Below are 26,673 nucleotides of genomic sequence, written 5' to 3'. Positions count from 1 at the left end.
GGCGATGAGCGAGCGGCTGCATGGCGTGGGCAGGACCGCGGTGTGGGTGGCGAGCCTGCGGGCCGCCGCGGCGTTCGTCAGCGCGGCCGGCCTGCCGGACATCGGCTCAGGGCCGGCTGGGTCGCACGAGTTCCTGGCGATCCGCACTCGGTTCTACGACGACCAGGTGCGCGCGGCGGTGCGGCGGGTGTGCGGCAGATAGTGCTGCTGGGGGCGGGTTTGGATACCCGGGCATTCCGGCTGGGCCGGCCGGCGGCGGCGCGGGTGTTCGAAGTGGACCTGCCGGAGGTGTTCGAGTTCAAGGAGGCGGTGCTGGCCGAGCAGGGTGCCACGGCGGCCGCCGAACGGATCGTGGTCGGGTTCGATCTGCGCGACGCCTGGGCGGGCCCGCTGACCGCCGTGGGATTCGACGCGGCGCAACCGACGGCGTGGCTGGGCCGAAGGCCTGTTGCCGTACCTGACCATGCCGGAGACCGATCGGCTGCTGGTGACCATCGGCCGGTTGTCGGCGCCCGGCAGCCGGTTCGCGTTCGACCACATGGATCGCTCGGCGATCGACCGGGCGGTCATGCGCGAGACCGCGGACACGATCAAGGGGTTGGGCGCGGCGTTCAAGTCGACCCTCGACAATCCGGTGGAATGGCCGGCCGGCCACGGGTGGCGGGCCGGTATCGCCAGGATGCCCGAACTCGGCATCCGGTACGGCCGGCCGCTTCCCGACGTCGTGGACCCGACCTCCGCCAACGCCACGCTGCTCTGCGCCGCCACCGTGGCCACCGGCTGACGGCGGGTCCCGTAACTGTTGGTGTGGTTGGGGTTGCGTCACCTTCGCGAAGGATGTTGTGCTGCCGGGATTCCTGACGACCTCGCGGACGTCTGGCGGCAGTACGTCGCCGCCGACGAGGCCCAAGCTGCACGGGCCTACCTGCTCCGCGCGGGCACCCACCACTGCCTCTTGCTCCAGGACGGCCGGATCGTCGCCGAAGGCTCGCCGCCCGCGGTGCTGACCCGGGAACGCGGCTTGGGGCGTGCCGCCGATGCGGTGACGAACGAGGACAATGGCCCCGGTCGTGGGTGCGGTCACCGTGGAGGGGATCGGCGAACTACGCGTCGCGGCACGTCGCATTCTCGATTGGACGAACAAACGGCGGTGCTGCCCTCGTACTGACCGGGACTGCGAAACGATCACGAGTGTCGATCGGCGGCTTCCGGTACGTGCCGCCGGCACGACATAATCGCAGTGTGGCCGTAATCGTGGAGTTCGAGACGCAACGACAGCAGCTTTTCGGACTGGCCTACAGGCTGCTGGGAGCCGCGGGTGAGGCAGAGGAAATCGTTCAGGAAGCGTTCTTGCGGTGGAAGCAGGCAGATCGTGCGGAGATCGCGCACCCGGATGTCTGGCAGATGAAGATCGTCGCGGGCCTTTGCGTCTCCCGGCTCGGTGCCGCGCGCTCCATCCGTGACCGTCATCGCGGCCCTTGGCTGCCGGAGCCTGTTCCGACCGATGCTCTGGGCCGGCTGGACACAGCCGAACAGCGGATCTCGGCGTCTCTGGCCCTGCTGGCCTTGCTCGAGCGTCGAACGCCGCGGGAGCGCGCGGTGGTCGTACTGCGCGAAGCCTTCGGATACCGGTACCGCGAGATCGCGGAGGTCATGGAGCTTTCCTCGGGGAATTGCCGTCAGTTGTACCATCGCGCGGCGCGGCAGCTCACCGGCCGGAGACCTGTTGTCCAGCCGTGCCGTGACCAGCGAGTCTGGCTCGCTGAGCAGTTCCTTGCCGCCACCTGTCGCGGAGACTCGCGCGGTCTCGAGGAGATCTTGGCCGAGGAGGTGACGGTGTGTGCGGACGGCGCCAGCGGTGCCACCATCTCGCGCGACCCGGTCGTCGGCAGAGGACAGGTCGTCCGCGATCTCATCGGCGGATTCCGGAAGATCGCGTCGCCCGTCAAATTCGGCGTAGCCGAGATCAACGCGAGCACTGCGATAGTTGCGAGAGCCGAAGAGGTGTTGCTGGCCGTGGTGGCGATGGAGATCGACAACGGCCGGATCGCCAGTCTGCTGATCGTCGCGAACCCGGAAAAACTGTCGTTCTTTGCCGCACAGCGTGGGTGAACCGCGCGGGCACGCCAGCCGTGTGTGGTGTGGCTGCGCTGGCCATGGTGACGAGTGCCGGAGGATTCATGGCGGACGACGGAGACCTGGTCGCCGGACGCTACCGGCTTCAGATGAAGGCCGCGCTGTACGGACTCGGTGAGGTGTGGCGCGCGCGAGACGAACAGCTCGATCGTGACGTCGCGGTGAAACAGCTGGTTTCCCATCGAACCGGCGGCAAAGCGATGCTGCGTGCGATGCGCGAAGCGCGGGTGGCCGCGAAGCTGTCGCATCCGCACGCGGTCACCGTGTACGACGTCGTCGAACATCAGGGCGGGTTCTGCCTGGTGATGGAGTTCCTGCCGAGCTCACTCGCCGATGTGCTGGCCGAGCGCCGGCAGCTGCCGCAGGGCATGATCGCCAAGATCGGAACCGAGATCGCGGCGGCGCTGGCCGTCGCCCACGCGGACGGGATCGTGCATCGCGACGTCAGTCCGGGCAACGTCCTGCTGACCCGGGGTGGTACGGCCAAGATCGCCGATTTCGGCATCGCCAGGGTACTGAGCGAGCCGACCATCACCGATCGGCCCTTCGTTCCCGGGACACCGGCCTACCTGGCACCGGAGGTCGCCGGGGGAGCCGATGTGACCACCCGGTCGGATGTCTACTCGCTCGGTGCGACGCTGTACACGGCGCTCGAGGGGCACCCGCCGGTCGGCACCGTCGACGACGACACGGAAACATTGCTCAACCGGATCATCGACGAGGAGATCACAACGCCGGTCCGAACCGGCCCGCTCGCGGATGTCCTGCTGCTCCTGCTCCGCCGAGACCCCGTGGAACGGCCGGCGATGGGCAAAGCGGCCGAGTTGCTCGCCAAGGTGTCCGCGGGGCCCGCAAAGGCGATCGAGCCGTCACCGGTCACGCGGCGACCGAGACGAGTCCGCCGGAAAATTCTGCTGGCCGCAACAGCCGGAGTGATCGCAGGAGGTGCCGTGACGGGGTTGGCGACGGCATACGCACGGGAAGGGACGATGCCGGTGATATCCGGAGCCGTCGCCCCGCCGATGATGCCAGGCACGCCCGGCCCGGCGGGCTGTGCCGCGACGGCACAGGTGACGCAGTCCTGGCCAGGTGGACACAAGACACTCGTCACGGTCCGGAATATCGGACCTGCGAAGATCGACAGCTGGGCCGTGATGTGGACGCCTGCTGCCGGTCACGAAGTCGACGACGTCTGGGATGGGGAGATCGAGCGTTCGGGGGGCTCGGTGACGGTCGTGAACGCCTCTTGGAACGCGACGCTGAACGTCGATGGTTCGACCAGCTTCGGGATGGTCACCCTCGACGGGGGAACCGGGCTCACCGTCGAGCCTCTCAGCTGCCGGCCGCGCTGAACCAGGCGTACGGAGCGAGTACTGCCGGACGGCTCGGCGGCGGCCAGGTCGAACTCCCTCCGATATCGCCGCGGCGAGGGACCGTAGCCGGCTGGATTCTGACTATTGCCGTGGTCCTTGACGGTGCGACGGACGTGGTAGTCAGGCGGCGGGCCCTGCGCCACCCGACCCAGGTCTGGTTCCCGTATCACGTCACGACCTGCCCCCACCTGGAATCACGGCGCCGGCTCGTCGGACAGCTGTTTGGGAGCCACGGCCGACAGCCTGTGTTCTCCGTCGGCGTCGACTCCGGCACTGAGTTCTGTTACCGGATGTCGTAGGGGTGCTCGGCGCCCTCGCGCTTGGTGTAGACGTCCCAGTAGAGCTCGGCGATGGTGTCGGCCTGGGTTTCCGGGCCACCGGAGCCGATCCAGGCGAAGATCGGCACGTGCGCCACGTACACGCCCGTGCCGGTGAGCACCTGGTTGAGCTTGAGCGCGTAGGCCCGCAGGGCGGACGTGGCGACGGCAATGTTGCCGAACTCCGGCGGCCCGGCGAACACGTCCAGAGAGGACCCGCCGGTGGTGAACAGGAGGGTTCCGGCGTCGCGTTCGATCATCTCGGGGAGCACCTGCTGGGCCGCGGTGAGACCGCCGTACAGGTAGTACTCCAGCTCCGGCTGGAGGTTTTCCACCGTCGCGTCCAGCGGAGCGATCATGGCCCCGGTGGACGTCTTCGGCGCGGGCGAGTACTCCAGGACGTCGACTTGGCCGAATCGTTCCTTGATGCGCGTGAACGCGGCGACCAGGGACGGCCGGTCGGTGACGTCGGCGGTGAACCCGGCCGCCTCGGTTCCCGCTTCACGCAGTTCCGCGGCGAGCCCGTCCAGTTTCTCTTGGGTCCGCGCGACGAGTGCGACGGAGAAACCGTTGCGGCCGAACACCTTGGCGATCGACAGGCCCAGGCCGGAGCCGGCTCCGACAATGGCGATGGTAGGCATGAAAATGTCCTTTCCGGGAAAGCGTCAGATGGTGAAACCGGGGAGGGCTGAGGTCGGCAGCCCTGGTCAGGCCGAGGTGAGGGCGAAGTTGGGGGAGCACGCCCCGGTCGACGTTTTGGAAGAGCAGGTTTCCGGCGAGTACGCCGGTCACTTTGAGCAGACCGGTCGGGCCGGTGGAGGTCAGGTTCGTGGCCGTGAACCCGGGGTGGGCGAGCAGGCTGCGCAGACCGCTGTTGGCCCCGATGACGACAAAGGTCCTTCCGGCCAGGTCCGGGATCCGGCGGCCGTCCACTTACGCCGAGGCCTGTGGCCCACTATGACGTAGATGGCTCACTGTGTCAATTTGCGCTCAATGCGACGAATCGAACGCGAGGCGACACCTGGTCGTGGTGGATCCGAGCGGACGCCGAGCAGGGGTGATCGCGACGACCCGCGATCCGAAACGGATGCCGGCACTGCGGCCTTTCGGGGCACGGCGAGTCGACGAGGAGAGGCGGGATCGACGGCTGCAGGGCCGCAGGCAGGTTCAGCTCTGGTCGGTACTGAGGTCGAGAGCCGGGGTGATCATCACGAAAGCCTGGTCGACCAGCTCGTCGATGGCTGTTGTGCCGTCGTTGTCCACCCAGTGGCGCAGCCCGGTCTGGAATGCGGTGAGGGCGACGCCGGCGGCGAGAGCGGGGCGCAGGTCGGTGTCGGGAACCAGCCCGGTGCGCCGGGCGAGGATTCCGGCCATCTCGGCCTGCCACTGCGACTGCCGCTCCAAGAACCGGGCCAGCAGGGCCGGCGTGTCCAGGATCAGCCTGCTCACCCGCAGCGTCCGCTCCCGATCGACGCGGCAGATGGAGGTGAACACGGACACTGCGTGACGCAGCGCGAGTGCGGGTGGCTCATCCCCGGGGCGGGCGCGCAGTTCGGCGCACATCTGCGCACCGGCTCCCGCGAGCAGGTGCACGACCACGTCTTCCTTGGACTCGAAGTAGCGGGAGAACGTGCGCCGTGACATCCCCACGGCGGCCACGATCTGGTCGACCGTCGTCTCCTCGAACCCCTGATCTGCCAGCAACGCCACCGCAGCCTCGGCCAGCTCGTTGCGTACCAGCTGACGCTTGCGCTCCGCGATGCCGGCCGTCGAGGCCACGCTCATCTCCACCACGACTCCGATGCTACCTTGCGTAGGTTTAGTCGCATTGAGACCCTGTTGACGCAATGTGTCAATGATGACAGCCTGAGAAATATAGCCGGGGGAAGCAAGTGGACCGCGGCCAACATTCCCGGCCTGACCGTCGTCACCGGGACCAACGGTGGCCTTCGGTCTGGCTACACGGCCTTCGCTGCCGGGTGCATGACCGCCGGCTCGGGGTGACGTGCTGGTCGAGATCATCGCCTTTCCGGTCCTGCTGAACCGCTTCCCCCCGCTCGCACTGGCCGAACCGGACGACCGCAACGAGTTCCGCGCCTTCAGCGTCGTGTTCGGCCTGAAGGCGCTGCACCTCACCTGGTGACAGGAAACTCCTATGTCGTGGGACGTCCATCGGCTGCCGAGGACCGAAGGCGCACCTTTCTGGCTACCGGCGGCGCCGCTCGCCTCGGTGCAGGCGGCCGCGACACCCTCGGACTAGCGACAGCCGGTGAGCTGATCGCTTGGCTCGTCGACGACGTTGTCCTTGGTCTGGATGTGGCCCGGCGGCGTGGGCTGTGCGGCCAGGGCGGCTGCGGCATCGGCCCAGGCCGGGTCGCCGGGGTTCAGGGTGCTGCGGAGATAGGCCCAGATGAGGGCGCGGACGGCGGCGACGCGTTCGGGGTTCTCGTCGGTGGTTTCGCCGGCGTCGTACCCGGAGATCCCGCCGAGCATGTGCCCGGCGCCCTGCAGGGTGAGCAGCGTCTTGTTGCGTCCCGGGCTGCGGTGGTAGGCGTCCGCACGCCAGTCCTGCCGGTCGCTGAACATCGGGTTGTGGTCCTCGTCGCCGACGACGACGAGGGCCTGGGTGGTCATCGTGGTGAAGCTGGTGGTCGTGAGGTCGGGGAACCGTTCGGCGGCCGTCCTCGCGAGACCGTCGCCGGCGCCGGGGCCGGCCATGATGACGCCGGCGGCGATACGGTCGTCGCGCAGATCGAGGACGGTCCCGTCGAGGGGGTCGGTGACCGCCATGCCGCACAGCATGCCGACGGTGTGACCGCCCAGCGAATGGCCCACCGCTGCGATCCGGGTCCGGTCCACCCGTCCGGCCAGTCCGGGCACGATCGTCTCGATGTCGTCGAGGTGGTCGAGGACGAAGCGCATGTCTTCCACCCGGGAACGCCAGAACAGCGGCCCACCTGCGGTGACGTCGTCGCGCAGGCCCAGGCCGGGGAAGTCCAGGTGGGTGGGTTGCAGGACGACGAACCCGTGCGCAGCCCAGAAGTTCGCGAGGGGTCCGTACCCGTGGAACGAGGCGAGGAAGTTGGACGCGCCGTGGCCGTGGGACAGCAGGATGACGGGCAGGCCTTTCCCGCTGACCGGTGCGGAGACCTTGATCTCCAACGGCGCGGGCCGGTCGGGGACGGTCAATGTCACGGGGGCGAAGGTGACGACCGGCTGGGCGGCGTTGACGGGCAGGCCGGCGGCTTCGGTGAAGAGGGTGTTCACGGTAGTTCTCCTGGATGTGGCGTGTTGAGGAGGCGCTCGCCCGGCTCCCGCAGCCGCTGAGCCGGCTGCGGGTCGATCATCGGGAGAGGGAGATGTTGAACTTGGGGCTCCCCAGGACCCTGACGGTCGCGAAGAACAGCGGGGCGACGTGCTCGGTGGCCAGCGCGGTGTCGACGCCGCCCAGGTCGAAGATGTCGCCGGCGGACCAGCCAAGATCGTTGAGCAGGCCCGTGACCTCGGTCTTGGCCGCGCGGTCGTCACCACTGACGAAGACAGTCGCGTGCGGTAGCGAGGCGAGCGGGTCGACCATGATGGTGACGTTCATGGTGTTGAGCGCCTTCACGACCCGTGCTCGCGGGAATCGCGCCTGGAGCTGCCGGGCGACGCTGTCGCCCGGGTAGGCCATCGTCATCTGCGGTGTGAAGGCGGCCGAGGGGTCGAGCACGATCTTGTCGCCCAGGACCTCTTCGCCGATCTCTTCCAGAGTGCTGAGCACGGCGGTGCCGGGAATGGCGGTGATGACCACGTCGGCGGAGGCGACGGCCTCGCGCTGACCGGCTATTCCTGGCTCACCCGCGCGGGTGCGCGACCCGTAGGTCACGTGGTGACCGGTAGCCGCCAGCCGTGACCCGAGAGCCGAGCCGACCTTGCCGGTGCCGAGGATCGCGATTTTCATGATTTTCTTTCTTTCCGGGGTGCGGGGATCAGGGGGCGCGTGGCCTACCAGGAGACGACGCCTGCGTCCTCGAAGAACCCGCCCGTGGGGCCGCCGTCGGGCAGGGTGGCCAGGCGGATCGCGGTCGCCGCGCCCTGCTGCGGGGTGCGGATGCCGCGGAATCCGTTGAGGTCGGTGGCGACGAAGCCCGGGCACGCGCAGTTGATCAGGATGTTCGTGCCGGCCAGTTCCTTCACGTACTGCAGGGTGACCGCGTTCAGGAACGTCTTCGACGGTGCGTAGGCGACCGCGACCGGGCCGGTGGTGGTCTCGCTGCCGGGGCCGGACTGGCGGGTCAGGGACCCGACGCTGCTGGACATGTTCACGATCCGCGGCGACGGCGAGCGGCGCAGCAGCGGCAGCATCGCGTTGGTGACCCGGACGACGCCGATGACGTTGGTCTCCACGACCGTGCGGATCACGGCCGGATCGACGTTGCTCGGCTGCTGTGGGTGGCCGCCGGTGATGCCCGCGTTGTTGACCAGCGCGTCCAGCCGTCCGCCGTGGTGGGTGATCAGCTCCGCGGCCGCGGAGACGCTGTCGTCGTCGGTGACGTCCAGTGGGACGCCGAAGGCGTCGACGCCGCCGGCACGCAGCCGAGCCACCGCATCGTCCCGCCGCTTCTCGTCGCGGGCACCGACACCCACGCGGTAGCCCAGCGCTCCCAGACCGGCCGCGATCTCGTACCCGATGCCCTTGTTCGCCCCGGTGACCAGGGCGATCTTCGCTTCACTCATGCCATCGATCATGCGACCGGCGAGTCGGCAGGTCCAAGACCGTCCGGGTCAGCGGCGATACCTCAGCGGTATGAATCGTCGGTGAGTACCCTTGGCTACGTGGAAACCCGAGAGCTGCGGTACTTCGTCGCCGTCGCCGAGGAATTGCATTTCGGGCGGGCAGCACAGCGCCTGGGCATGGCGCAGCCACCGCTGTCACGCGCGATCAGTCAACTCGAACGCCGCCTGGGCGCAGCGCTGTTGCAGCGCACCAGCCGCTCGGTGACGTTGACCGAGGCCGGCAAGGTCATGCTCCGCGAAGCACGGGTGGCCTTGGACGCAGTCGAGGCCACCGAGCATCGCACTCGGCGCGCGGCCCACGCCGCCGCCGACCATCCCGGCATCGTCCTGGCCACCAAAGCCGGCGCCTCCAGTGAGCTGCTGGCGAAACTGCTCGACGCCTATGCCGCCGAACCCGGGTCGATCCGCGTCGACGTGACGCTCTGCGGCCCGGGAGAGCAGACCCGGCTGCTGCGCACCGGCCGCGCGGATGTGGCGATACTGCACCAGCCGCACGACGACACGGCACACTTCGACATCGAGGAGCTCCGCACCGAAGGACAGGTCGCGATCCTCCCGGCCGGGCACATCCTGACCACCCGCGAGCACCTGGCGCTCAACGACCTGGCCGACGTACCGGACCTGCCCCTGCCTCGCTGGCCACGGCCCGACGGCAGCTACCCGGCCGGTCCCGGCCCCGAGGTCCAGAACCACACCCAGCTCCTGCAGCTGATCTCTCTCGGCCGGAGCTTGATGGTGGCGCCCGACTCCTGCCGCTCCCAGCTGAGCGACGACGTGGTCGCCGTACCGGTGGCCGACGCACCAACGATCACCACGGTGATCGCCTGGCCACCGCACAGCCGTTCCCGCCCGGTCGCGGACCTCGTCCGAACAGCTCTGCGACTCTGACCTGGCCCGTGCCGCAGGCGGGCGCGGTCGGCGCGCCTGCTGGTGACGTCCCGGCCGGGGGTACACGCTCCGGGGGCACCGGACGCCGTTGACGCGGGGCGTTTCGAGGTGGCGGCGACCACGCCCGGCGCGACGTCGTCGCAAGTGGACGAGGCACTCGCGCGGTGGCGCGGCCGCCGTTCGCCGACGAGGCTCAGGCTCGCGGTGAGATCGACCGGCTCGACGATCTCCGGCTGCCGGCCGTGGAGCGGCCGGCCGAGGCGATGCCGGCGGCCGGTCGCGCGGGCGAAGTGGTGCCCGACCTGGAAGCCCAGGTGAAGGCCCACCCGTTGCGGGAGGACGGCTGGCGGCTGCTGGCCTTGGCGTTGTACCGGGCTGGACGACAGGGCGACGCGCTCGGCGCACTCCGCCGGGCGCGGCGGGGCGATGCCGTTGACCAAGGCGAGCAGATCGTCCGGCGTGATCCCCGACCGCAGCCGGCCGGCCGCGGTCGCGGCATGGTTGCAGGACGATGGGAGCGGAGACAAGGTGCTCGGCGGTGGTCGCTTGCCGACGTTCGGAGCCGGCAGCAGGCGAGAACCGGGTCGTCCGGTCAGGCCCGGTTCAGCTGCCACTGCTGGTTGGCCCCGCCGTTGGCAGCCCACTGCACGACCTGCGCCCCGTCGCTCGTCGCCGCACCGGAGACGTCCGCCGCCAGTCCGCTGTCGTGGCTGACGATGGTGTAGTAGCCGTTGCCGGTGGACCGCAGGTACCACATCTGGTTGGTGCCGCCGTTGGCCGTCCACTGCTGCAGTTGCAGCCCGGCCGTGCTGCTGCCGGCGTTGACGTCGAGCACCTTTCCGCTCGGGACGTACTGGAGGGTGTAGGAGCCGTCGGAGGTCGTGGCGATGGTCCAGGTGGCGGTGCCGCTCTGCTGGACCACCTTGGCACCGTCCGCGGTGGAGTTGCCCGTGACGGCGAGCGGCTTGCCGCTGTTGCGGTTGACGATGTGGTAGGTGCCCGGTGCGGGTCCGTCTCCGCCGCCTCCGGCGAGGTTGAAGTACTCCACCGCGTCGGTGAAGACGGGGCTACCGGACTTCGTGGTCGACAGCTGCAGGTACACGCGGTTGCCGGTGGCCGGGGTGGTGAAGGACACCGGCTGGGTGACCCGCGAGCCGAGCGGGACGGTCAGGGTCGTGCTTCCGGACGCGACGACCGCGCCGTCCGGCGCGTCGAGCCGCGCCGTCCAGGTGAAGCCCACCGAAGTGTCGGCGAGGTCGTCGTTGAAGACGGTGATGTTGCGGGTGACCGTGGCGTTCCGGGCGTAGCCGGGCACGGCCTGCGGCAGCGGGAAGGTGCCGCCTGCGTCCGAGGCGCCGGAGGCGGACCAGAACGGGAGGTCGACCGCGGCCACCGGGTTGTACGCCGCCTGCACGCGCTGGATCTGCGGGTTGTTCCAGGGGTCCGGGAGGTTGTCCGCGCCGTAGATGGGGTGACCGCCCTCCTCCGGGGTGAAGTCGGTGGTCCGCACTCCGGGCACGACGCCGGCCCAGGCGGACAGCAGCGTGTACGGACGCAGGTCGGTGGCGTTCTTGCCGCGCTTGGCCAGGGTTGCCGTGGCGAACCACTCGAAGCCCTGCTTGGTGTTGCACGCCGGCCAGATGTACTCGCCCTCGCCGTCGGGCCGACCGTTCGCGGTGACCACGCCCTCCCCGTACCTGCCGAAGCCGTCGATGTAGTGCGAGATCACCGCGAAGTTGGGGTACGTCATCCCGGGGTAACTGTTGATATTCGCGCCGACGCCCAGCTCGGCAATGACCGGCCGGGTGCCGTCGGCGCCGTTGATCGCCGCGTACAGGTCCTTCTCGAACTGTTCGGAATCCTGGCCGCTCTGGTTCGGCTCGTTGGCCTGGCTCCAGCGGATGACCGCGGGGTGGTTGCGGTCGCGCAGGACCAGCGCACGGGCGTGGTTGACCATGTTGTCGTGCCCGGCGATCCAGTCCTGCCCGGATTGGGAGCCGCGGATCGCGGTCTCGTCGATGAGCATCAGGCCCATCTCGTCGGCCACGTCGAGCATGTACGGGCTGGCCGGCTCCTGGTGGACGCGCAGCACGTTGAAGTTGAGCCGCTGGTAGTTGTCCACCGTCTGCGGCCAGCCGCCGTTGTTCGGCGAAGCGGGCAGGAAGCCGGGCAGGGTGTCGTAGGCGTCGCCCTTGCCGCCGTTGTTGATCCGGTCGTAGTCGGCACCCTGCAGGTTGTCGCCGCGGAAGTTCACGCGCACGCCGTTGAGGTAGTAGTAGTCACCGTTCTGGGTGGCCTCCCGGAACCCGAACCGGTACGTGGTGTCGCTGGTGTGCCCGTCATCGGTGACGGCACGCACCGCCAACCGGTGCAGCTGCGCCCGGTACCCCGGCCGGTACGGCACGTTGGGCCACCAGTACGAGGTGCTGTCGAGGTTCCACGCGACCGGCCCGACGGTCACGGTCGCGGTCGAGTGGGCGGCCACGGTGACCGTACGGCCGGGCAGTTCCGGGTAGCTGAAAGCCGTTCCGTTGTCGGACGACAGCGACCCGGTCAACGTCACCGACCGGGAACTGCCCGACGTGTTGCGCACCGACACGTCGTAGCTCAGCGTCTTGTTCGCCACCGACGGACGCACGAATGTGTCGCTGACGGACACCGCCGGGTACGTCCGCAGGAACGCCGAACGGTAGATCCCCTGGGGGACCGCCTCGGACCACTCGGCGGCGTCGGGCACCAGGTACCGGCCGTTGGACGCCTTCAACGCGCCGCGGCCCTTCACGTCGACGCTGATCGTGTGGGTGCTGCCGGGGGCCGCGTAGGCGGTGATGTCGAAGTTCGACGGCGTGAACGCCGTGGTCTGCGTCGCCACCACCCGGCCGTCGACCGACAGCGTCGCCTGGTGGTTGACCGCCCCGAACTCGATCCACGTCGACTGCGGCTGACCCGAGTCGGGCACGGTGATGGTGCGCGAGTACACCGCCTCGTTCACGTCGGTGAAGCCCTGCTTGTACCAGCCGCCGCCGGGCACGGTGATCGAGGTCGCCCCCCGGCCCGCCGGCGTGAAACTCCACGTCCCGGCCAGGTCGACCGAGGCGATCGCGGCGGCGCCGGCAGCTGCGGCCGCGGCGGCCGGCTGTGTTGCGAGGGCCGGCTGTGTTGCGACGGCCGGCTGTGCTGCGGCGGGTTGTCCCGCGTCGATGATCGCGAGGAGTGTGGCGCCGGCCAGCGCTGCGCGGGCGAAACGCCGGTATAGCGTGCGAGGGCTGTTCTGACGCATCAAGAAATCCCTTTCGCGGGTGTCGCGTCTACGGGGATACACCGATCATCGGACCCATCGTCACTACCCGCCGGGGCCGCCGGAATGGAGAGGTCCACTATGGACTCGTCTACCGCCTCCAGGCCCGCGGAGCAGGACATCGGTCGGTAGGCAATCGTGTTCGAACCGGTTCGACCAGAACGATAAGCGGGGTCGACTCGTGGTGTCAAACAAGTCTGTGGCTTGCGACGAAGAAGAGCGCGATCCCGCGAAACTTTCAAAGACCAACGCAATTCCGGGAAACTTTCAGGCCGCGACTGGGTGCCCGCCGTCGGCGGTCCACTGGATGACTTGGGCCCCGTCGTTGGTTGCGCGCCGGAGCGGCAGCTCGATCAGGTACTGGGCGGGATCACGGCCGAACCGGATGCGGCCGTGGCCGCACGTGTGCTCGGCGAGCTGCACGGTCTGGCCGCGATCGTCGAATCGCATTTCAGCTTCGAGGAACGCGCCATCGTCGCGGCGTTGCACTTTCCGCCGCACTCAGCCTCGGCCGTGAATCGCACCAAGCCGAGCGGAACCCGTTCGGCGCGCAGCGTTTCGCGAACCGCCGCGTACTGCGCGGCCCGTTCGACATCCTTCGGCCGTGGTCGCTCCGGCAACCGGCGCAGGAGCTCCTCCGGGTGACGCACCCAGACCGCGGTCGCGGCCAACTTCAGTAGTGTCGCGCCGGGACGGAGCTGTGCGACGGTACCGGTCGGTTCCGGTGGTACGTCGAGCATGCCAAGGCGAGTCACGGACAGGTGGTCCAGGTGCTCGGCGGTGAGTGGTTCGGGCGTCCGGTCCCGGCACTGTTGCGGCGGCCTGGCGAGCAGCGTGCAGTGCCTTTGTCCGCGTCCGGATTCATCGGCCGGCGTGCCGGGCGATGAGTTGGGTGGCGACGTCGTCGACGTCGGTCGCGGTGAAGGTGGGCGTGCCGGAGGCGGGGAGTGGCCGGTGCCGGCCTCGGCTCACGAACGCCGTGGCGAGGCCGGCCGCCGCCGCGCCGGTGATGTCCCAGCCGTGGGCGGCGATCAGGACCGCGTCGGAGGGGGCGACCTGCTCGGTTGCCAGCACGAGTTGGTAGGGCTCCGGGGCCGGCTTGAGGTGACCGACCTGGTCGGCGGAGTAGACGGCGTCGACCAGCGGGCGGAGACCGGCGTTGCGCAACTGGTCCTCGGCGACGGTGGCGACGGAGTTGGTCAGGGTGACCACGCCGAACCCGGCGGCGCGGAGGCGGGTGATCGCTTCGTGCACGTCGGGATGGGCCGGAAGCCGGCGCAGGCGCTCCCCGAGTTCGCGTTGGTGCTCGGGGGTTGCGGTGCGGCCGCGGGTGGCCGCGATGGCCGGCAGGCACGCTGCGGCGATCTTGCCGAACGGCTGGTAGCTTCGGGCCGCCGTCAGTGCCAGAGCATTGTGGATCATCAGGTCGAACCAGTCCCGGCGGGCGCTGGGGTCGCCGGTGAGGCCGGCGAAGAAGTCGTCGAGCGCGGCCAGGTCGAGCAGGGTCTCGTTGACGTCGAACACGCAGAGCATGCACACCTCCATAGGTACGATGAATGTCGTACCTATGGAGGGTACGATAACCGTCGTACCTACGTCGAGGGGGTTCGTGTGGACATGGTGGTGCCGCCGATCGGCGAAGTCGACCTCGGGCAAGTTTTCCGCGCACTGGCGGACCCGTTGCGTCGCGCGGTCGTCGTCGAACTCGCCGCTGACGCGTCCGATGGTGAGCGCGCGTGCTCCTCGTTCCCCATGCCGGTGGCGAAGTCGACGAAGACTCACCATTGGCGGGCGCTGCGCGAGGCCGGGCTGATCGTGCAGCGTGACGCCGGCAACGGCACCTTCGTCCGCCTGCGCCGGGCGGAATTCGAGCAGCAGTTCCCCGGACTGCTCGCCACCCTGACTGCGCTGACCCGCTAGCGCGGAATTTCCCGGCGTTGCGGTGTCGATCCGGGTACGGCCCGTTCGTAGTGGGGTGATGATGCGGGACAGGCCCGCCGATCCGGAGGAGTTTCAATGATCGTGTCAAGCAACGGCTGTGGCCGTGACCGGTGGTGAGGGGTGGAACTCACGACTGTCGCGCAGTGACGCCCGGATGAGGGCGAGCCGAGGCGATTGACCGAGGAGCAGATGCGGCAATCGCATGCGCGGCTCGGCGAGATCGAGCGGGAGATGGCGACCGCGGGTGCCTGGGTGTTCTCCGGCCGCTTGCACGAGCCGGACACGGCCACCGTCGTGCGCGAGTCGGACGGAGAGCTGCTGACGACCGACGGCCCGTTCGCGGAGTCGAAGGATCATCTCGGTGGCTTCTACGTCATCGAGGCCGCCGATCTCGACGCCGCACTCGGCTGGGCGGCCAAGGTCACCGGGTGCATCAAGGTGCCGATCGAGGTTCGCCCGTTCGCCCGTTCGCCGGCTTCGCCGACGAGCCGATGGCTTGACCGAGGTGGTCGACGAGGCCGTGGTCGGCCGCATCTTCTGCACGGAGTCAGGCCGATCGCTGGCCGCCCTCGTCGGTTTCTGCGGTGACATCGACCTCGCCGAGGACGCGCTGCAGGAGGCGTTCGCCGTCGCCATGGTCAAGTGGCGCCAGGACGGGCTGCCGCCCAATCCCGGTGGCTGGATCACCACCACCGCACGCAAGCGCCTCATCGACCGGCTGCGCCGCGACGCGCGGGGCCGCGAGCTGCTCGGCAAGGTTGCCGTGCTCGCCGCCTAGGACGATCCGGGAGAGGGGGACGTCGTGCCGGACGACCGGCTGCGCCTGATCTTCACCTGCTGCCACCCGGCTTTGGCCGCCGAGGTCCGGGTGGCGCTCACCCTGCGGCTGCTGGGCGGGCTGTCCACCGCGGAGGTGGCCCGGGCGTTCCTGGTGACCGAACCGGCCATGGCGCAACGTCTCGTCCGCGCCAAACGCAAGATCAAGGCCGCCCGCATCCCGTACCGGATCCCGGCGGCGGAGGAACTGCCGGGACGGCTGCGGTCGGTGCTGGCCGTCGTCTACGCCACGGGACTCACCAGACCCGGCCTCTGCGCGGAGGCGATCCGGCTGACGCGGATCCTGGCCGAACTCATGCCCGGCGAACCCGAGGTGTCCGGGCTGCTCGCCCTGATCGAGGAAGGTCAGGCGATCGTCCGACGGTGCCTCCGTCGCAACCAGCCCGGCCCCTACCAGATCCAGGCGGGCCATCAACGCCGTGCACGCCGGCGCCGCGACCGCCGCACAGACCGACTGGCGGCAGATCCTGGCTCTCTACGGCCAACTTCTTGCCTTCGCGCCCACGCCGGTCGTGGAGCTCAACCGCGCTGTCGCCGTCGCCGAAGTCCACGGCCCGGACGCTGCCCTCACGCTGGTCGACGAGCTGGACCTCGCAAACTACTACGCCTTCCACGCCACCCGAGCCGATCTGCTGCGCCGGCTGGGCCGCGGCGACGAAGCGCAGGCCGCTTACCGGCCAGCAGCCGGCTTGGCGCCCACTGACGCCGAACGGGACTTCCTCGGCCGCGGCGGCCGGGGGTGCGCGCTGAGCGATCACGTCCGGTGGGTCCGTTCCAGGAGCGCCTCGAGCGCAGCCACTTGACCCGACCCGCACATCGGAACGAACTCCCGCGAAGACCCCATCTCGGTCCAGGACGCTACTTCGGGTTCAGCAGTTCACGGGCCAGCGCGAGCGCCGCGGTAGCCCGTTCCGCCGCGGTTCCGCCGAGCTGCGCGCCGCGTGACTCGGCCATCACCAGGGTGCTCAGGGCGAGCCGGGCGCGCATGCGGCCCTCGATGTCGGTGGCCGGGCCGAGTGAGCGCGTGAGAGCGTCGAGGTGGTGGAGCAGCTCGGCCGCCGCCGGGAGGCCGGCGAGCGCGTGCTCGTTCACCCGGGCGCACACGAGCAACGCGCCGTGCTCGCTCCGGATGAGCTCGGCGAACCGGTCCAACGCGTCGCTGCGCCGCTGCCAGGGCGCCGGCGTCGGCTGCAGGGACTCCGTGAGCTCGGCGAGCTCGGGCAGGACCCGGCCGTACGAGCTCGTCAGCACGTCCTCCTTGCTGCGGAAGTGGTGGTAGACCGCCGGGCGGGTGATGGCGAGCCGGTCCGCGACCTCGGCCAGCGTGGTCCGCTCGTACCCCTGCGTCGTGAACATCTCCAGGGCGGTGGCGCGGATGCGCTCGCGGGTGTCGGTACGCCGGCCGTCGGCGCGTTCGCTCATACCCCCAGCATCCCACCCGGCAAACTGACTTACGCGTAAGTCAGGTATCTTCGGCGGCATGGAATCCGATCAAGACGTCGTCCACGAAGGACTGTCCGGCCGCCGGGTGCTCGTGACCGGCGGCAGCAGGGGACTGGGAGCGGCGATCGTCCGGCGCTTCGCGGCCGCCGGGGCCACCGTCCTGGCCTCCGCCCGCACACCGCCGGAGCCAGGTGAACTGCCCGCGACGTTCTTCGCGGCCGACCTCGCCACCGCCGACGGGGCCGCGGACCTGGCCCGCCGGGTGCTCGACACCGCGGGCGGCGTCGACGTCCTGGTCGACAACGCCGGCAGCGCCTCGCCGCCGGCGGACACCCTGGTCCGCAGTGACGAGAGCTGGGAGAGCGACTTGGCGCTCAACCTGCTGGGCGCGGTCCGGCTCGATCGGCACCTCGTGCCCGGGATGGTCGAACGCGGGCGCGGCGTGGTCGTCCACGTTTCGTCGATCGCCAGCCGGTTGCCGCAGCCGGGCCAGGTCGCCTACGCGGCGGCGAAAGCCGCGCTCAACACCTACAGCCGGGCCTTGGCCGCCGAGCTGGGCCCGAGCGGCGTGCGGGTGGTGAACGTGCTGCCCGGCTTCATCCCCACGCCGGGGGCGATCGCCCACCACCGCAAGATCGCCGAGAGCCGCGGCGTCAGCCTCGAGCAGGCCCAGCGGGACCTGGCCACCAGCCTCAACGTCCCGATGGCCCGGCCCGGCTCACCCGAAGACGCGGCCGAACTCGTCGTGTTCCTCGCCTCCGACCGCGCCCGTTGGCTGACCGGGGCGCAGTACCGGGTGGACGGCGGGATCCTGCCCGTCGTCTGAGAGCCGCGGCGGCCAGGACGGACCGCACGTACCAGCACTGTCGACGGATTGTCGACGGCGGCTGACAGCATCGCCGGGCAATTATCGGCAATCCGGAGGAACATCGTGAAATCACGCGGGCCGGCCGGCAAAGCTCACGGGCGCCGGCTGTCAGATGAGGTCGCTGAAGAGCGGTCGGTTCATGCGTCCGTACGGCAGGTCACGGGCGCGGTTCATCCAGCGTGTGCCCTCATCCTTGTCGCCGGCTTCGAAGAGCTTCAGTCCGTAGCCCATCCACGCGCTGAACGCACTTTCGCCCCGTAGGCCGTCGATCGGCCAGTCGTCGCGGTCCTGCAGGGCGGCCAGTTCCGCGTACTCGGCGCGGACGGTGTCGTCGCTGAAGTCGCTCTTCCACAGCCGCACGCCCCACAGGCGCAACGCCGACCACAGCAGCCACAGGCTTCCGGTGTTGAACTCGGTCACCCGCCGCAGCCGGTGCACCGCTTCGACGATCACCGCCCTGGCCTCTTCGGGCCGATCGCGGTCGAGAAGGCATTGCGCGTAGTTGTAGAGAATCTGCGGAGGGGTCGGGTTCAGCGGGTCGGGGTACGCGTGGTCCAGCCGGCGCATCAGCCGTACGGATTCCTCGATGGTGGCCAGCGCTTCCTCGTGCCAGCCGAGGTCGCTTTGCCGGTTGGCCAGGTTCATGATCATGATCGGCAGCTGGGCGGCGGCGTACTTGTCTCCGCCATTGGCGGCCTCCCGGCACGTGCCCACCGCCCTGGCCATCATCTTCTCGGCCTTCAACGGCCGCTCCAGGTGCTTGAAGATCGCCGAGCGGCCCCACAGGACCTGGGCGATCAGGTAGCCGTCGTCGGCCAGGCCGTAGCGCTCCGCATCCTTCGTTACCTGCTCGTTCACCTCGCGCGCCTCGTCGTGACGATCGCAATTGTCCAGCTGGGCGGCGTAGTTCGCCTTCGCCCTGAGATACCTGGACGCGTACTGCTCGGGCCGGCTGCGGACCAACTCGCCGTACAGGTCGATCGCCGTCTGCAGCGCGTCCAACGACTCCTCGAAACGGCCGGCGGAGACAAGGCCGTCGGCCAGATCGGAGCACAGGCTCGCCTCCACCGCGACATCGCGTTCGGGGAGTTCGCCGAACCGGTGCAGGGCGCGCTCGGCGGCCGCGATCTTGAGCGCCGAATTGCGATGGGCGTGCGGCAGGTGGTCCACCCCGCCCACCAGGATCCGCGGATCTGTGACGTCGTCGATGGCGTCGATCAACGCGGGGAGCAGCAGGTCGGGGCGGGGCAGGTAGGACACCAGCAGGGTGCCGGCCAGCCACAGGGTGTCCGGGCCGGCGGCGAGGATGGCGGGCAGCGCGGACCGTGCCGCCGCATGCCGGTCCACCGCGCGGCCCAGGACGGTCCACAGCGTCCCCTGCTGGTCCGGTCCGGTGGCCCCACGGCCGAGCGCGCCGGCCAGCTCCGACTGTTCGGCCAGCGCGTCGGCCAGCAACCGCTCGCCGAGCAGGTCGGGTTGCAGCGGGTTCAGCCAGCACGGGCCCGGGTGCAGCTCGTGGACCCAGTCGGCGTACCGGCCGAGGACGCGCTCGTGCTCACCGGCCAGATCCGGCAGGTGGCCCAGCAGCTCGACGGCCTGCTCCCGGCGGTCCGCGCCGCATCCGGTCGCCGCCGTCATCACCGCGCGCAGCAGCCGGGGCCGGTGGTACGGCAGTTCGGCGGCCCGCGCGGCGTCCGCCCAGTAGCGCTGTTCGTGGTCCAGTACGCGGCCGGCCGGGTCGCGGAAGGCGGCTGATGGCGGCGTTTCCGAACCCTGGTGGTCCAGCAGCGCGGCCAGCGCGGTCATGTGCAGGGCCAGGGCCGGGCCGAAGCGGTCCTGGGCGAGGTCGGTGGGTTCGGCCACCCCGTCGGCGGGCAGGCCGAGTTTCGCGGCGAACGTCGCGACCGCCTCGGCGAACCGGCGGGGCCGGTCGGCGGCGCGGTCGAACAGCACGGGCAGGGCGCGTTCGGTGTCGTCGTCGTCCCACAGTGCGGCGAGGTGATCCGGGGCGTTGATCCGCAGCTGCGGCCACCAGGCCTCCGAGCTGCGGGCGAGCAGCAGCAGCCGTAGTGGGCCGCTGCCCTCCTGGCGTTCGGCCGCGGCCCGGAACAACGTGGTCAGCAGCGCCGGCTGGGTTTCCGCGTAGTCGATCACCACCAGGGTGCCGTCGCCGGCGCCGCACAGGTCCCACAGGGTCTGCTCGTCGCAGCCGGGGCGCAGCCGCCCGGCCAACCAGCCCTGTTCGGCAGCCCCGGTGATCAGCTCCAACGCGAGCCGGGTCTTGCCCTGGCCACCCGGTCCGGTGATCAGCCGGACGCCGGTCTCCTCGTCGGCGGCGCACCACGCGGTCAGGGCGGCGAGTTCGCCGTGCCGGCCGTGGAACGGGATGACCTGGTATTCGCTGCGCAGCAGGAAACTGGGGCCGAACCTCGGCGGCAGGCCGTACTCGGGCAGGAACGCGCGCCGCGCCGGCGGCCGGGCCGGCGGCCCGTAGAAGTTGACCTGATCGATGTTCCCGGCCTGCACCGAGTACCCGGCGTTGGTCCCCACCAGTGTGTTGGTGACGGCGGGGCGGGGCGGTCTCTCCTGCGACGGCGCCATGCGCCCAGCGTAGAAGCCGCGGCGCGAGGCGTCACCGTTGTCGAGAAGTTTCCGCTTGCGCTCGGGGCGAAGACGTGTCCCTGCTGCGCGCGGCGATATCCACTACGTGCTCGCCGGCAACGGCACCCTCGCCCAACGCACCCTCGCCGACCCCCTTCGCCGCACGCCGGGGCGCGTCACCAGCTCGTCGACCCCGCTCCAGCACACCGGCCTGGTGCATCGACGCCTCACCGTCCTAGGCGCGCCCGGGAGGGCGGCCATCCGATCTACGGCGCGGACAACCTGACCGACCCGTGGAGCAACCCGCAGTTCCAGCGGATCCAGGCCGCGTTCGACCCGGTCGCCGCGCTCGACCTGCCGTACTGGTCGGCGTCCGGCGTGTCGGACGCCAATGGCACCTTCCCCCTGCCGCAGGCCGTGCCGAGCTACCCCGCCGACGCCACGGTGACCCGCTCGGTCACCGTCTCCAACGACGACCTCACCGGTACCGCCGTGGACTTCGCCTGGAGCGCCCGGCTCGACAACCCGACCGGCGCGGTGATCGCGTCCGGCGGCGCGACCCTTTCGGTTCCGCTGGGTTCGCGGGTGGTGCAGCCCGTGTCGTTCACCGCCCCGCCCGCAGGCTCGCGGGTGTACCTCGTCCTGTCGACCACCGAGGCCGGCACGGCCGTGTTCGGCGACGCAGGGGAGTACTTCACGCTGGGTGGCTCGAGCACCGGTCCTGGTCGCGGACGTGTACGGCCGAGCGGCCACCGGCGGCGCGCAGGTCGTCCAATGGACGGCCAACAACGGACCCAACCAGCAATGGCAGCTGACACCGGCGTGAGCGCGCGCGGATCGTCGCTGCACCGAGCGGATGGTGCCGGTGTGGATCGCGCGGCTCACCTGGTGCACCGGGCGAGGTGTTACGGCACGTTTCACCGTCCTGACTGGATGCGCGGCGCCCCGGACCGAGCGTGGAATCGGGATTGGCCGGCCACCGGCACCGGAGGTTGTCGTCGACGAAGATCTTCCGGAGGAACCCGAGCACGAGCGGGGCGTTGTCGGAGCGCAGCGGCTCCCGGGGTCGCGGGGGCTCGTCGGCGATGCCGGCCGCGGTCGCTACCCTGTCGCCTCGTGGTACGCGATATCCGGAAACCCCCGGCCCCGCTGCTCGGCCGGTGGCGCATCGTCGGCATGAGCGGCTGGGATCGTGACGCGATCGACCTGGTCGAGCCGGGTTTCATCGAATTCGCCCGTGACGGGACAGGTCGGCTCGGCTTCATCGCCGTCACCGGTTGGCTGGACTGCCGCGCGATCGAACGCGACGGCCTGCCCGGCGTCGAGTTTTCCTGGGAAGGCGTCGACGAAGGCGATCAAGTCAGCGGACGCGGCTGGGCGGTGCTGGCCGACGACGACACGATCAAGGGACAGCTGTACTTCCACTTGGGTGACGAATCGAGTTTCCGGGCAAAAAGGTTCACCGCCGCTGACGACCTGGACGAGCCGTGAGCGAATACCAGTATTACGAGTTCCTGGCGATCGACCGGCCACTGGACGACGGCGAGCAAGCCGAGATCAGATCCCTGTCCACCCGGGCGAGGATCAGCGCCACCAGCTTCGTGAACGAATACCACTGGGGCGACTTCAAGGGCGACCCGCACCGTCTGATGGAGCGTTACTACGACGCGCATCTGTACGTCGCCAACTGGGGCAGCCACCGAGTGATGGTCCGCCTGCCGTGTGATTTGCTCGATCCGGATGTCGTCGAGGACTACTGCGCCGGCGCCGGGGCGAGCGCCTGGGTCACGGGCGATTTCCTCGTGCTTGACTTCACGAGTGAAGACAACGCCGGCGAGTTCGACTTCGACTACGACCCCCAGAGCTTGCTGTCGGCGATCATCGGAGTTCGCGCCGAACTCGCCGCCGGTGATTTCCGGCCGCTTTACCTCGCCTGGCTGGCGGCTTACGGCGCCTGGGAACGCGACGAGGACGTTTTCGACCGCGAAGCCGACGCCGAGGTCGAACCACCGGTCCCACCCGGGTTGGGTGCGCTCACGGCGGCGCAGCGAGCGCTGGCCGACTTCCTCCGCCTCGACGACGACCTCCTCACCACCGCGGCCGAGGCTTCCCCGCCGCTCGAGGACACTGCTGACGATGCCGGTGACCTCGCCAGTTGGGTGACCCGCCTGCCGGCCGCCGAAAAAGACCGGCTCCTCGTACGTGTCCTGGTGGGGGAGGGTGCGCGGGTGCGGATGGAGCTGCTGCACCGCTACCGCGGTGACACCGCTCCGGCCAACCCCCGCCCAGCCCGTCGCACCGTGGCCGACCTGCTCGACGCCGCGGCGCGCCGGCGGGCCGAACGCGAGCGTCGCCTGGCCCGCGCGCGTGCTGAAGACGAGGCACACCGGGAACAAGCTCGCGCCCTGGCTCGCGAGCGGCGGCTCGACAGACTTGCCGAGGAGGGGGACACCGCGTGGTCACGCGTCGACGCACTGATCGCGACCCGCAAACCGGCTGACTACGATGCCGCCGTCACTCTGCTCACCGATCTCCAAGCGCTCGCTGAGCGCGAGGATCGTGACGATGTGTTCGTCTCCCGGGTCGACGGTCTGCGGAAAGCACATGCCCGCAAACCCAGCCTCGTCGAACGCCTCGGCCGAGCCGGCCTCTGATCACCGTGGCGGACGACCATCGGGCAGGCGTCGCGCTGATATTCAGGGCAGGCCGGGATCGGGGTGCTCGGCAGCGAATCGATCGGAGGTGACTCGCTCGACGAGCGCGTTGTCGGCGAGCCATTCCACGGCGCGACGCCGCGCCCGGAGGTCACTGAACTCGTGCCAAGCCGCGAGGAGTTCCGGGTACTCCTGGTGCAATTCGTCCTTGAAGTGGCGGAAGGCACCTCTGCCCCGGATGGCTCTCGCCAGCCGGCGGCCGGCCTGTTCATCGCTGATGCCGTCCGCGAAGTCCGCCATGTCCTGGTACCAGACGGAGGACGGCAGGGGGTGGATCACGATCAGGTCCAGGTCGTCGAGGTCGACGGGGTGGTTGCCGTCGATGCCGCCGTCCCGGGACCAGAACGCGATCTCGCCGGTCAGCGGGTTGATCAAGTGGAAGTACTCGTAGCCGGTCTGGTCCTGCAACGCCACCGCGATCGCGTCGAGGTCGAACTTGTCCAAGCCGAGCATGCGGGCAGGTTACCCGCCACCCCGCCGGTCACGCATTGCCCAGGTCAGTGAGCTGGAGGCCCAGGGGCGCACGCGTGCACCCGCGCGTTGGGCTCCGGCTGGTCACACCGGATCGCCGGCCGCAGGTTCGGCCCGCTGCTGCGCAGCACGGCCTTGCCGATGGGGGCGGCGCTCGTCGTGGTAGCTGTCGAGCAGCGCCTCCGGTCCCCGCCGCTGAACGGCGGCGGCCGGTTTCCAGCTCAGGTTCGCGGCGTCCCGGAGGCCGGTGTTCGTGCCCTGACCGCCGGCGGGGGAGTGCTGGTGCGCGGCGTCGCCGACGAGCAGCACGCGCCCGGCACGGCAAGCGCCCGCCGGCCGACGTCGACCGGGCGCCTACGCGTCTCTGGCGGCCTACGCGGTCTGGGTGATCATGGCCGGCGCGGGCAGGCCGAGCAGGATCCGGTACTGCGCCTCGAACGTGGCCAGCGCTTCGTCGATGTCGTGGCGGGCGACGATGGCCTTGGACGCCGCGCCCATCTTGGCGCGTGCTTCGGGATCCGCGGCCAGGTCGGCGATCCACCGGGAAATGGTGGTGATCGCACCCGGTTCGAACAGGTAGCCGTTGGTGGCGTGGTGCACCAGGTGCGGGAGCGCGAGCGCGTCGGCGGCGATCACCGGCAGCCCGGCGGCCATGGCCTCCATCGTGGCGAGGCTCTGCAGCTCGGCGGTGCCGGGCATGCAGAACACGTCGGCCTCGGCGTACCGGTGGACGAGCTCGGCGTCGGGAACGAAGCCGTGGAAGGTCACGCGATCGGTGATGTCCAGTTCGGTGGCGAGCGTTTCGAGCTCGTGGCGCCGGGTGCCGTCGCCGACGAGGTCCGCGCGCACGTGCGGCAGCGGAACGAGGGCGCGCAGCAGCTGGTCGATGTTCTTCTCCGCGTCCAGGCGGCCGACGAACAGCACCGACATCGGCCGGTCGTCGGGGCGGATGGCGGGTGCGGCGTAGTGCGCGAGGTCGATGCCGCAGGAGACGACCTGGACGGGCCGGTCGAGCCCGATTCCGGCGAGCACTTCGGCGGCCCGCGGAGTCGGCGTGGTCACGATGCGCGCGTCGCGGTAGACGCGCAGCAGGTCACGCCAGGCCCAGCGGGCGATCGCGTTCTTGACCCGCTTCGGGAAGGGTGTGTAGCCGAGGAGGTTGTCCGGCATGAAGTGGTTCGTGGCCATGCCGGGCAGCCCGCGCTCGGCCGCCGCTTCGAGCAGGGCGCGGCCGACGCCGAAGTGGGCTTGGACGTGGACGACGTCGGGGCGCAGCCGGTCCAGGAGCGGCCCGGCCTCCGTGCGGGCGCCGCCCGGGGTGCAGAACCGGTAGTTGCCGTGGAAGGGGATGGCCCGGGACCGGATCCGGTGGACGGTGTAGCCGTCGCGCTCCTCGGTGCGCGATGGACCGTCGGCGGACGGGCAGGCGACGTGGACGTCGTGCCCGCGCCGCGCGAGGCCCCGGGCCAGCCGTTCGGCGAAGAACGACGCGCCGTTGACGTTGGGCGGGAAGGTGTCGGCGCCGATCAGGATGCGAAGGCCGGAAGCGGGCACGGGTTTCTCCTTGGCTCGGGACGGGTGGTGCGAGAGGGCACCGGCGAGCACGCGCACACCGGCGAGAGCGACGAAAGCGGCCGCGGCCGCGAGGACCGCGGTGGTCGCGGTGAGGTGCGGCGCTTCGCCGTAGGCCAGGGCGGCCACGGCGACGGCGGTCAGTGGGTCGAGCACGGTAGTGGTGCCGACGACGACCGCGGTGGGCCCGGCGGCGTAGGCGCGGTGCAGGACCACCCCGCCGGCACCCAGCAGGAGCAGGGCTTGCGCCCCCAGCAGGACGGCGGCCGCGAGCGGCTGGGTGACCGCGGCGTGCACGACCGCCGAGCCGAGTCCGAAGAGGACGGCCGCGGCCCCGGCCAGCACGGCACAGCTCGCCCGGGCGAACCAGACGAGGCCGGCCAGCGCGAACCCGGCCACCGCGACCGACTCGGCCGTTCCCCAGCCGATCGGCGTGTCCGTGGTGGCGGACGCCGCCAGCGCCACGAAACCCGCGACGCCGAGCAGGACCAGGACCACGGCGCCGACGACCCGGCGGTTGCGGGCGCGGCGGGCGAAGACGACCGTGAGGACCAAGCTGAAGACGCCCAGCGGCTGGACGACGGGAAGCGGCGCGAGCGACAGGGCGACGACGTGCAGCAGGCTGCCGCCGGTCGCCAGCGATGTCCCCGCCCACCACCCGCGTGACCGCAGCAGCCGGGTGAAGGTGCGCAGCCGAGGCCTGCCTTCGATGGCCAGGCCGGCGACCTCGTCGTGCTGGCGGGTGGCCGCCACGGCGAAGAGGACGGCGGCGAGCAGGGCGCAGGCGATGGCGAGGGCGGTCATCGGACGGCCCGCCGCAGCGCGGTCGCCGTGCTGGCGATGATCAGGAACTCGGCCAGCAGCGCGAGGCGTTCGAGCAGGCCGGCCGGGAGCCCGTCGACGATCTGCGCGCTGCCGAACGCCGCCGCGGTCACGACTCCCGCGACCGCGCTGCGCCGGAGGGCGGCCGCCGCGGCGAGCCAGCGGGTGTCGGTCCGCAGCCGTGTGCTCAGCGCCCACGCGGCCAGCGGGAGACTCGCGAACAGCACGGCTCCACCGGCGCGGTGGATCTCCCCGGAGGCCGTCGGGTCCGCCGCGCTGACATTGCTGCGGAACAGCAGGACCACGACAAGCCCGGCCGTCCACAGCAGGAACAGGGTGCTCACGGCCGGAGTGCGGGGCAGTGCGGCGAGGTGGGCGGCGATCGCCAGCGCCGCGGCGGCCGCGAGCAGGAGCACGACGGCCGTCGCGAACAGGAACCGGCCGCCGCGATGCCAGGCGTAGTCGCTGACCGGGTCACGCCACGGGCTGACGTCGGCGGCGAAGCCGAGGGTCAGCCCGGCGATGATGGCCTGGGCGACGGCGGCCATGACCAGCGTCAGGGTTGCCGGCGGAGTGGGAGAGAGCGTGGACCGTGGAGTCACCCTTCAGACGG

The 26,673-nt window shown here is 70.3% G+C and carries 27 protein-coding genes and 3 pseudogenes; 15 read left to right on the top strand and 15 right to left on the bottom strand.

Going from position 1 to position 26,673, the window contains the following annotated elements:
* Positions 1-4: 4 nt before the first annotated feature.
* The 5 genes and pseudogenes from ISP_RS28730 to ISP_RS28710 all read left to right on the top strand — a co-directional run bounded on the left by ISP_RS28730 (position 5) and on the right by ISP_RS28710 (position 3,488).
* Positions 5-202, top strand: a complete 198-nt coding sequence (locus ISP_RS28730; protein WP_013227438.1) for a hypothetical protein — start codon at positions 5-7, stop codon at positions 200-202.
* A pseudogene (locus ISP_RS28725) lies at positions 190-375 on the top strand (class I SAM-dependent methyltransferase); the annotation flags it as partial. The gene ISP_RS28730 and the pseudogene ISP_RS28725, both read left to right, overlap by 13 nt.
* A gap of 88 nt (positions 376-463) precedes the next feature.
* Positions 464-784 carry a class I SAM-dependent methyltransferase gene (locus ISP_RS28720; RefSeq protein ID WP_162472558.1) on the top strand — a complete coding sequence of 107 codons (321 nt, stop codon included), beginning with the start codon at positions 464-466 and terminating at the stop codon, positions 782-784.
* 458 nt (positions 785-1,242) lie between these two features.
* Positions 1,243-2,112 carry a sigma-70 family RNA polymerase sigma factor gene (locus ISP_RS28715; protein ID WP_013227436.1) on the top strand — a complete coding sequence of 290 codons (870 nt, stop codon included), beginning with the start codon at positions 1,243-1,245 and terminating at the stop codon, positions 2,110-2,112.
* 68 nt (positions 2,113-2,180) lie between these two features.
* Positions 2,181-3,488: a protein kinase domain-containing protein gene (locus ISP_RS28710; protein WP_013227435.1), complete on the top strand. Its 1,308-nt coding sequence runs from the start codon at positions 2,181-2,183 to the stop codon at positions 3,486-3,488.
* A 304-nt stretch (positions 3,489-3,792) separates the two neighbouring features.
* Here ISP_RS28710 and ISP_RS28705 read toward each other — a convergent pair whose 3' ends face one another.
* Together ISP_RS28705 and ISP_RS28700 are read right to left on the bottom strand one after the other, a co-directional pair.
* The gene (locus ISP_RS28705) at positions 3,793-4,467 is read right to left on the bottom strand and encodes an SDR family NAD(P)-dependent oxidoreductase (RefSeq protein WP_013227434.1); all 675 of its coding nucleotides are present in this window, start codon (positions 4,465-4,467) and stop codon (positions 3,793-3,795) included.
* A 526-nt stretch (positions 4,468-4,993) separates the two neighbouring features.
* Positions 4,994-5,611 (bottom strand): acyl-CoA-like ligand-binding transcription factor, encoded by a 618-nt coding sequence (locus tag ISP_RS28700; RefSeq protein ID WP_230468957.1) that lies wholly within the window; start codon positions 5,609-5,611, stop codon positions 4,994-4,996.
* Positions 5,612-5,831: 220 nt separating this feature from the next.
* Between ISP_RS28700 and ISP_RS28695 the strand changes: the two genes are divergently transcribed.
* Entirely contained in the window at positions 5,832-5,969 is a 138-nt protein-coding gene (locus ISP_RS28695; RefSeq protein WP_013227432.1) for a hypothetical protein, read from the top strand.
* A gap of 113 nt (positions 5,970-6,082) precedes the next feature.
* Here ISP_RS28695 and ISP_RS28690 read toward each other — a convergent pair whose 3' ends face one another.
* The 3 genes from ISP_RS28690 to ISP_RS28680 form a co-directional block, all read right to left on the bottom strand.
* Complete coding sequence (locus tag ISP_RS28690; protein ID WP_013227431.1) at positions 6,083-7,093, bottom strand: alpha/beta hydrolase family protein; 1,011 nt, start codon at positions 7,091-7,093, stop codon at positions 6,083-6,085.
* A 76-nt stretch (positions 7,094-7,169) separates the two neighbouring features.
* Positions 7,170-7,769 (bottom strand): NADPH-dependent F420 reductase, encoded by a 600-nt coding sequence (locus ISP_RS28685; RefSeq protein WP_013227430.1) that lies wholly within the window; start codon positions 7,767-7,769, stop codon positions 7,170-7,172.
* Between the two features lie 44 nt (positions 7,770-7,813).
* On the bottom strand, positions 7,814-8,545 hold the full coding sequence (locus ISP_RS28680; protein ID WP_013227429.1) for an SDR family oxidoreductase: 732 nt from the start codon (positions 8,543-8,545) through the stop codon (positions 7,814-7,816).
* Between the two features lie 99 nt (positions 8,546-8,644).
* Between ISP_RS28680 and ISP_RS28675 the strand changes: the two genes are divergently transcribed.
* Together ISP_RS28675 and ISP_RS48140 are read left to right on the top strand one after the other, a co-directional pair.
* Positions 8,645-9,493: a LysR family transcriptional regulator gene (locus ISP_RS28675; RefSeq protein ID WP_013227428.1), complete on the top strand. Its 849-nt coding sequence runs from the start codon at positions 8,645-8,647 to the stop codon at positions 9,491-9,493.
* A 164-nt stretch (positions 9,494-9,657) separates the two neighbouring features.
* Positions 9,658-9,855 (top strand): annotated as a pseudogene (locus ISP_RS48140) (BTAD domain-containing putative transcriptional regulator); the annotation flags it as partial.
* A 230-nt stretch (positions 9,856-10,085) separates the two neighbouring features.
* Here the strand turns inward: ISP_RS48140 and ISP_RS28665 are convergent.
* The 3 genes from ISP_RS28665 to ISP_RS28655 all read right to left on the bottom strand — a co-directional run bounded on the left by ISP_RS28665 (position 10,086) and on the right by ISP_RS28655 (position 14,324).
* Positions 10,086-12,773, bottom strand: coding sequence for an RICIN domain-containing protein (locus ISP_RS28665; protein WP_013227427.1), 2,688 nt, complete (start codon positions 12,771-12,773; stop codon positions 10,086-10,088).
* Positions 12,774-13,058: 285 nt separating this feature from the next.
* On the bottom strand, positions 13,059-13,241 hold the full coding sequence (locus ISP_RS28660) for a hypothetical protein (RefSeq protein WP_013227426.1): 183 nt from the start codon (positions 13,239-13,241) through the stop codon (positions 13,059-13,061).
* 411 nt (positions 13,242-13,652) lie between these two features.
* On the bottom strand, positions 13,653-14,324 hold the full coding sequence (locus ISP_RS28655; protein WP_013227425.1) for a haloacid dehalogenase type II: 672 nt from the start codon (positions 14,322-14,324) through the stop codon (positions 13,653-13,655).
* A gap of 84 nt (positions 14,325-14,408) precedes the next feature.
* Between ISP_RS28655 and ISP_RS28650 the strand changes: the two genes are divergently transcribed.
* From ISP_RS28650 to ISP_RS28640, 3 genes and pseudogenes are all read left to right on the top strand, one after another.
* The gene (locus ISP_RS28650; RefSeq protein ID WP_034285256.1) at positions 14,409-14,711 is read left to right on the top strand and encodes an ArsR/SmtB family transcription factor; all 303 of its coding nucleotides are present in this window, start codon (positions 14,409-14,411) and stop codon (positions 14,709-14,711) included.
* Positions 14,712-14,906: 195 nt separating this feature from the next.
* Positions 14,907-15,320, top strand: coding sequence for a YciI family protein (locus ISP_RS28645; protein WP_230468411.1), 414 nt, complete (start codon positions 14,907-14,909; stop codon positions 15,318-15,320).
* Positions 15,238-16,372: pseudogene (locus tag ISP_RS28640) on the top strand (RNA polymerase sigma factor). Before ISP_RS28645 ends, ISP_RS28640 begins: the two are co-directional and overlap by 83 nt.
* A 55-nt stretch (positions 16,373-16,427) precedes the next feature.
* On the opposite strand, the gene ISP_RS28635 reads toward ISP_RS28640, so the two are convergent.
* Entirely contained in the window at positions 16,428-16,991 is a 564-nt protein-coding gene (locus tag ISP_RS28635) for a TetR/AcrR family transcriptional regulator (protein ID WP_013227421.1), read from the bottom strand.
* A gap of 58 nt (positions 16,992-17,049) precedes the next feature.
* Between ISP_RS28635 and ISP_RS28630 the strand changes: the two genes are divergently transcribed.
* Positions 17,050-17,838: an oxidoreductase gene (locus tag ISP_RS28630; RefSeq protein WP_013227420.1), complete on the top strand. Its 789-nt coding sequence runs from the start codon at positions 17,050-17,052 to the stop codon at positions 17,836-17,838.
* Positions 17,839-17,988: 150 nt separating this feature from the next.
* Here the strand turns inward: ISP_RS28630 and ISP_RS28625 are convergent, their stop codons facing one another.
* Both ISP_RS28625 and ISP_RS28620 read right to left on the bottom strand, forming a co-directional pair.
* Complete coding sequence (locus ISP_RS28625) at positions 17,989-20,481, bottom strand: tetratricopeptide repeat protein (protein ID WP_013227419.1); 2,493 nt, start codon at positions 20,479-20,481, stop codon at positions 17,989-17,991.
* Positions 20,482-20,906: 425 nt separating this feature from the next.
* A complete protein-coding gene (locus ISP_RS28620; protein WP_162472557.1) occupies positions 20,907-21,179 on the bottom strand; it encodes a hypothetical protein in 273 nt (90 codons plus the stop codon).
* A 5-nt stretch (positions 21,180-21,184) separates the two neighbouring features.
* Here ISP_RS28620 and ISP_RS28615 point away from each other — a divergent pair, with 5 nt between their 5' ends.
* The 3 genes from ISP_RS28615 (at position 21,185) to ISP_RS28605 (ending at position 23,135) form a co-directional block, all read left to right on the top strand.
* The gene (locus tag ISP_RS28615) at positions 21,185-21,307 is read left to right on the top strand and encodes an RICIN domain-containing protein (RefSeq protein WP_230468410.1); all 123 of its coding nucleotides are present in this window, start codon (positions 21,185-21,187) and stop codon (positions 21,305-21,307) included.
* A 290-nt stretch (positions 21,308-21,597) separates the two neighbouring features.
* The gene (locus ISP_RS28610) at positions 21,598-21,972 is read left to right on the top strand and encodes a hypothetical protein (protein ID WP_230468409.1); all 375 of its coding nucleotides are present in this window, start codon (positions 21,598-21,600) and stop codon (positions 21,970-21,972) included.
* A complete protein-coding gene (locus tag ISP_RS28605; RefSeq protein ID WP_013227417.1) occupies positions 21,969-23,135 on the top strand; it encodes a hypothetical protein in 1,167 nt (388 codons plus the stop codon). Before ISP_RS28610 ends, ISP_RS28605 begins: the two co-directional genes overlap by 4 nt.
* Positions 23,136-23,177: 42 nt before the next feature.
* Here ISP_RS28605 and ISP_RS28600 read toward each other — a convergent pair whose 3' ends face one another.
* From ISP_RS28600 to ISP_RS28585, 4 genes are all read right to left on the bottom strand, one after another.
* The gene (locus ISP_RS28600; protein ID WP_013227416.1) at positions 23,178-23,648 is read right to left on the bottom strand and encodes a UPF0158 family protein; all 471 of its coding nucleotides are present in this window, start codon (positions 23,646-23,648) and stop codon (positions 23,178-23,180) included.
* A 102-nt stretch (positions 23,649-23,750) separates the two neighbouring features.
* The gene (locus tag ISP_RS28595) at positions 23,751-23,975 is read right to left on the bottom strand and encodes an FAD-dependent monooxygenase (RefSeq protein ID WP_014467299.1); all 225 of its coding nucleotides are present in this window, start codon (positions 23,973-23,975) and stop codon (positions 23,751-23,753) included.
* 63 nt (positions 23,976-24,038) lie between these two features.
* The gene (locus ISP_RS28590) at positions 24,039-26,042 is read right to left on the bottom strand and encodes a glycosyltransferase family 4 protein (protein WP_013227415.1); all 2,004 of its coding nucleotides are present in this window, start codon (positions 26,040-26,042) and stop codon (positions 24,039-24,041) included.
* Complete coding sequence (locus ISP_RS28585; RefSeq protein ID WP_230468408.1) at positions 26,039-26,662, bottom strand: DUF998 domain-containing protein; 624 nt, start codon at positions 26,660-26,662, stop codon at positions 26,039-26,041. The genes ISP_RS28590 and ISP_RS28585 overlap by 4 nt, the downstream gene beginning before the upstream one ends.
* Positions 26,663-26,673: the final 11 nt, after the last annotated feature.

The sequence above is a fragment of the Amycolatopsis mediterranei genome, from assembly GCF_026017845.1.
Classification (GTDB): domain Bacteria; phylum Actinomycetota; class Actinomycetes; order Mycobacteriales; family Pseudonocardiaceae; genus Amycolatopsis; species Amycolatopsis mediterranei.
The sequence above is the reverse complement of the archived record's forward strand: the minus strand, read 5'-3'. Positions and strand labels throughout refer to the sequence as shown.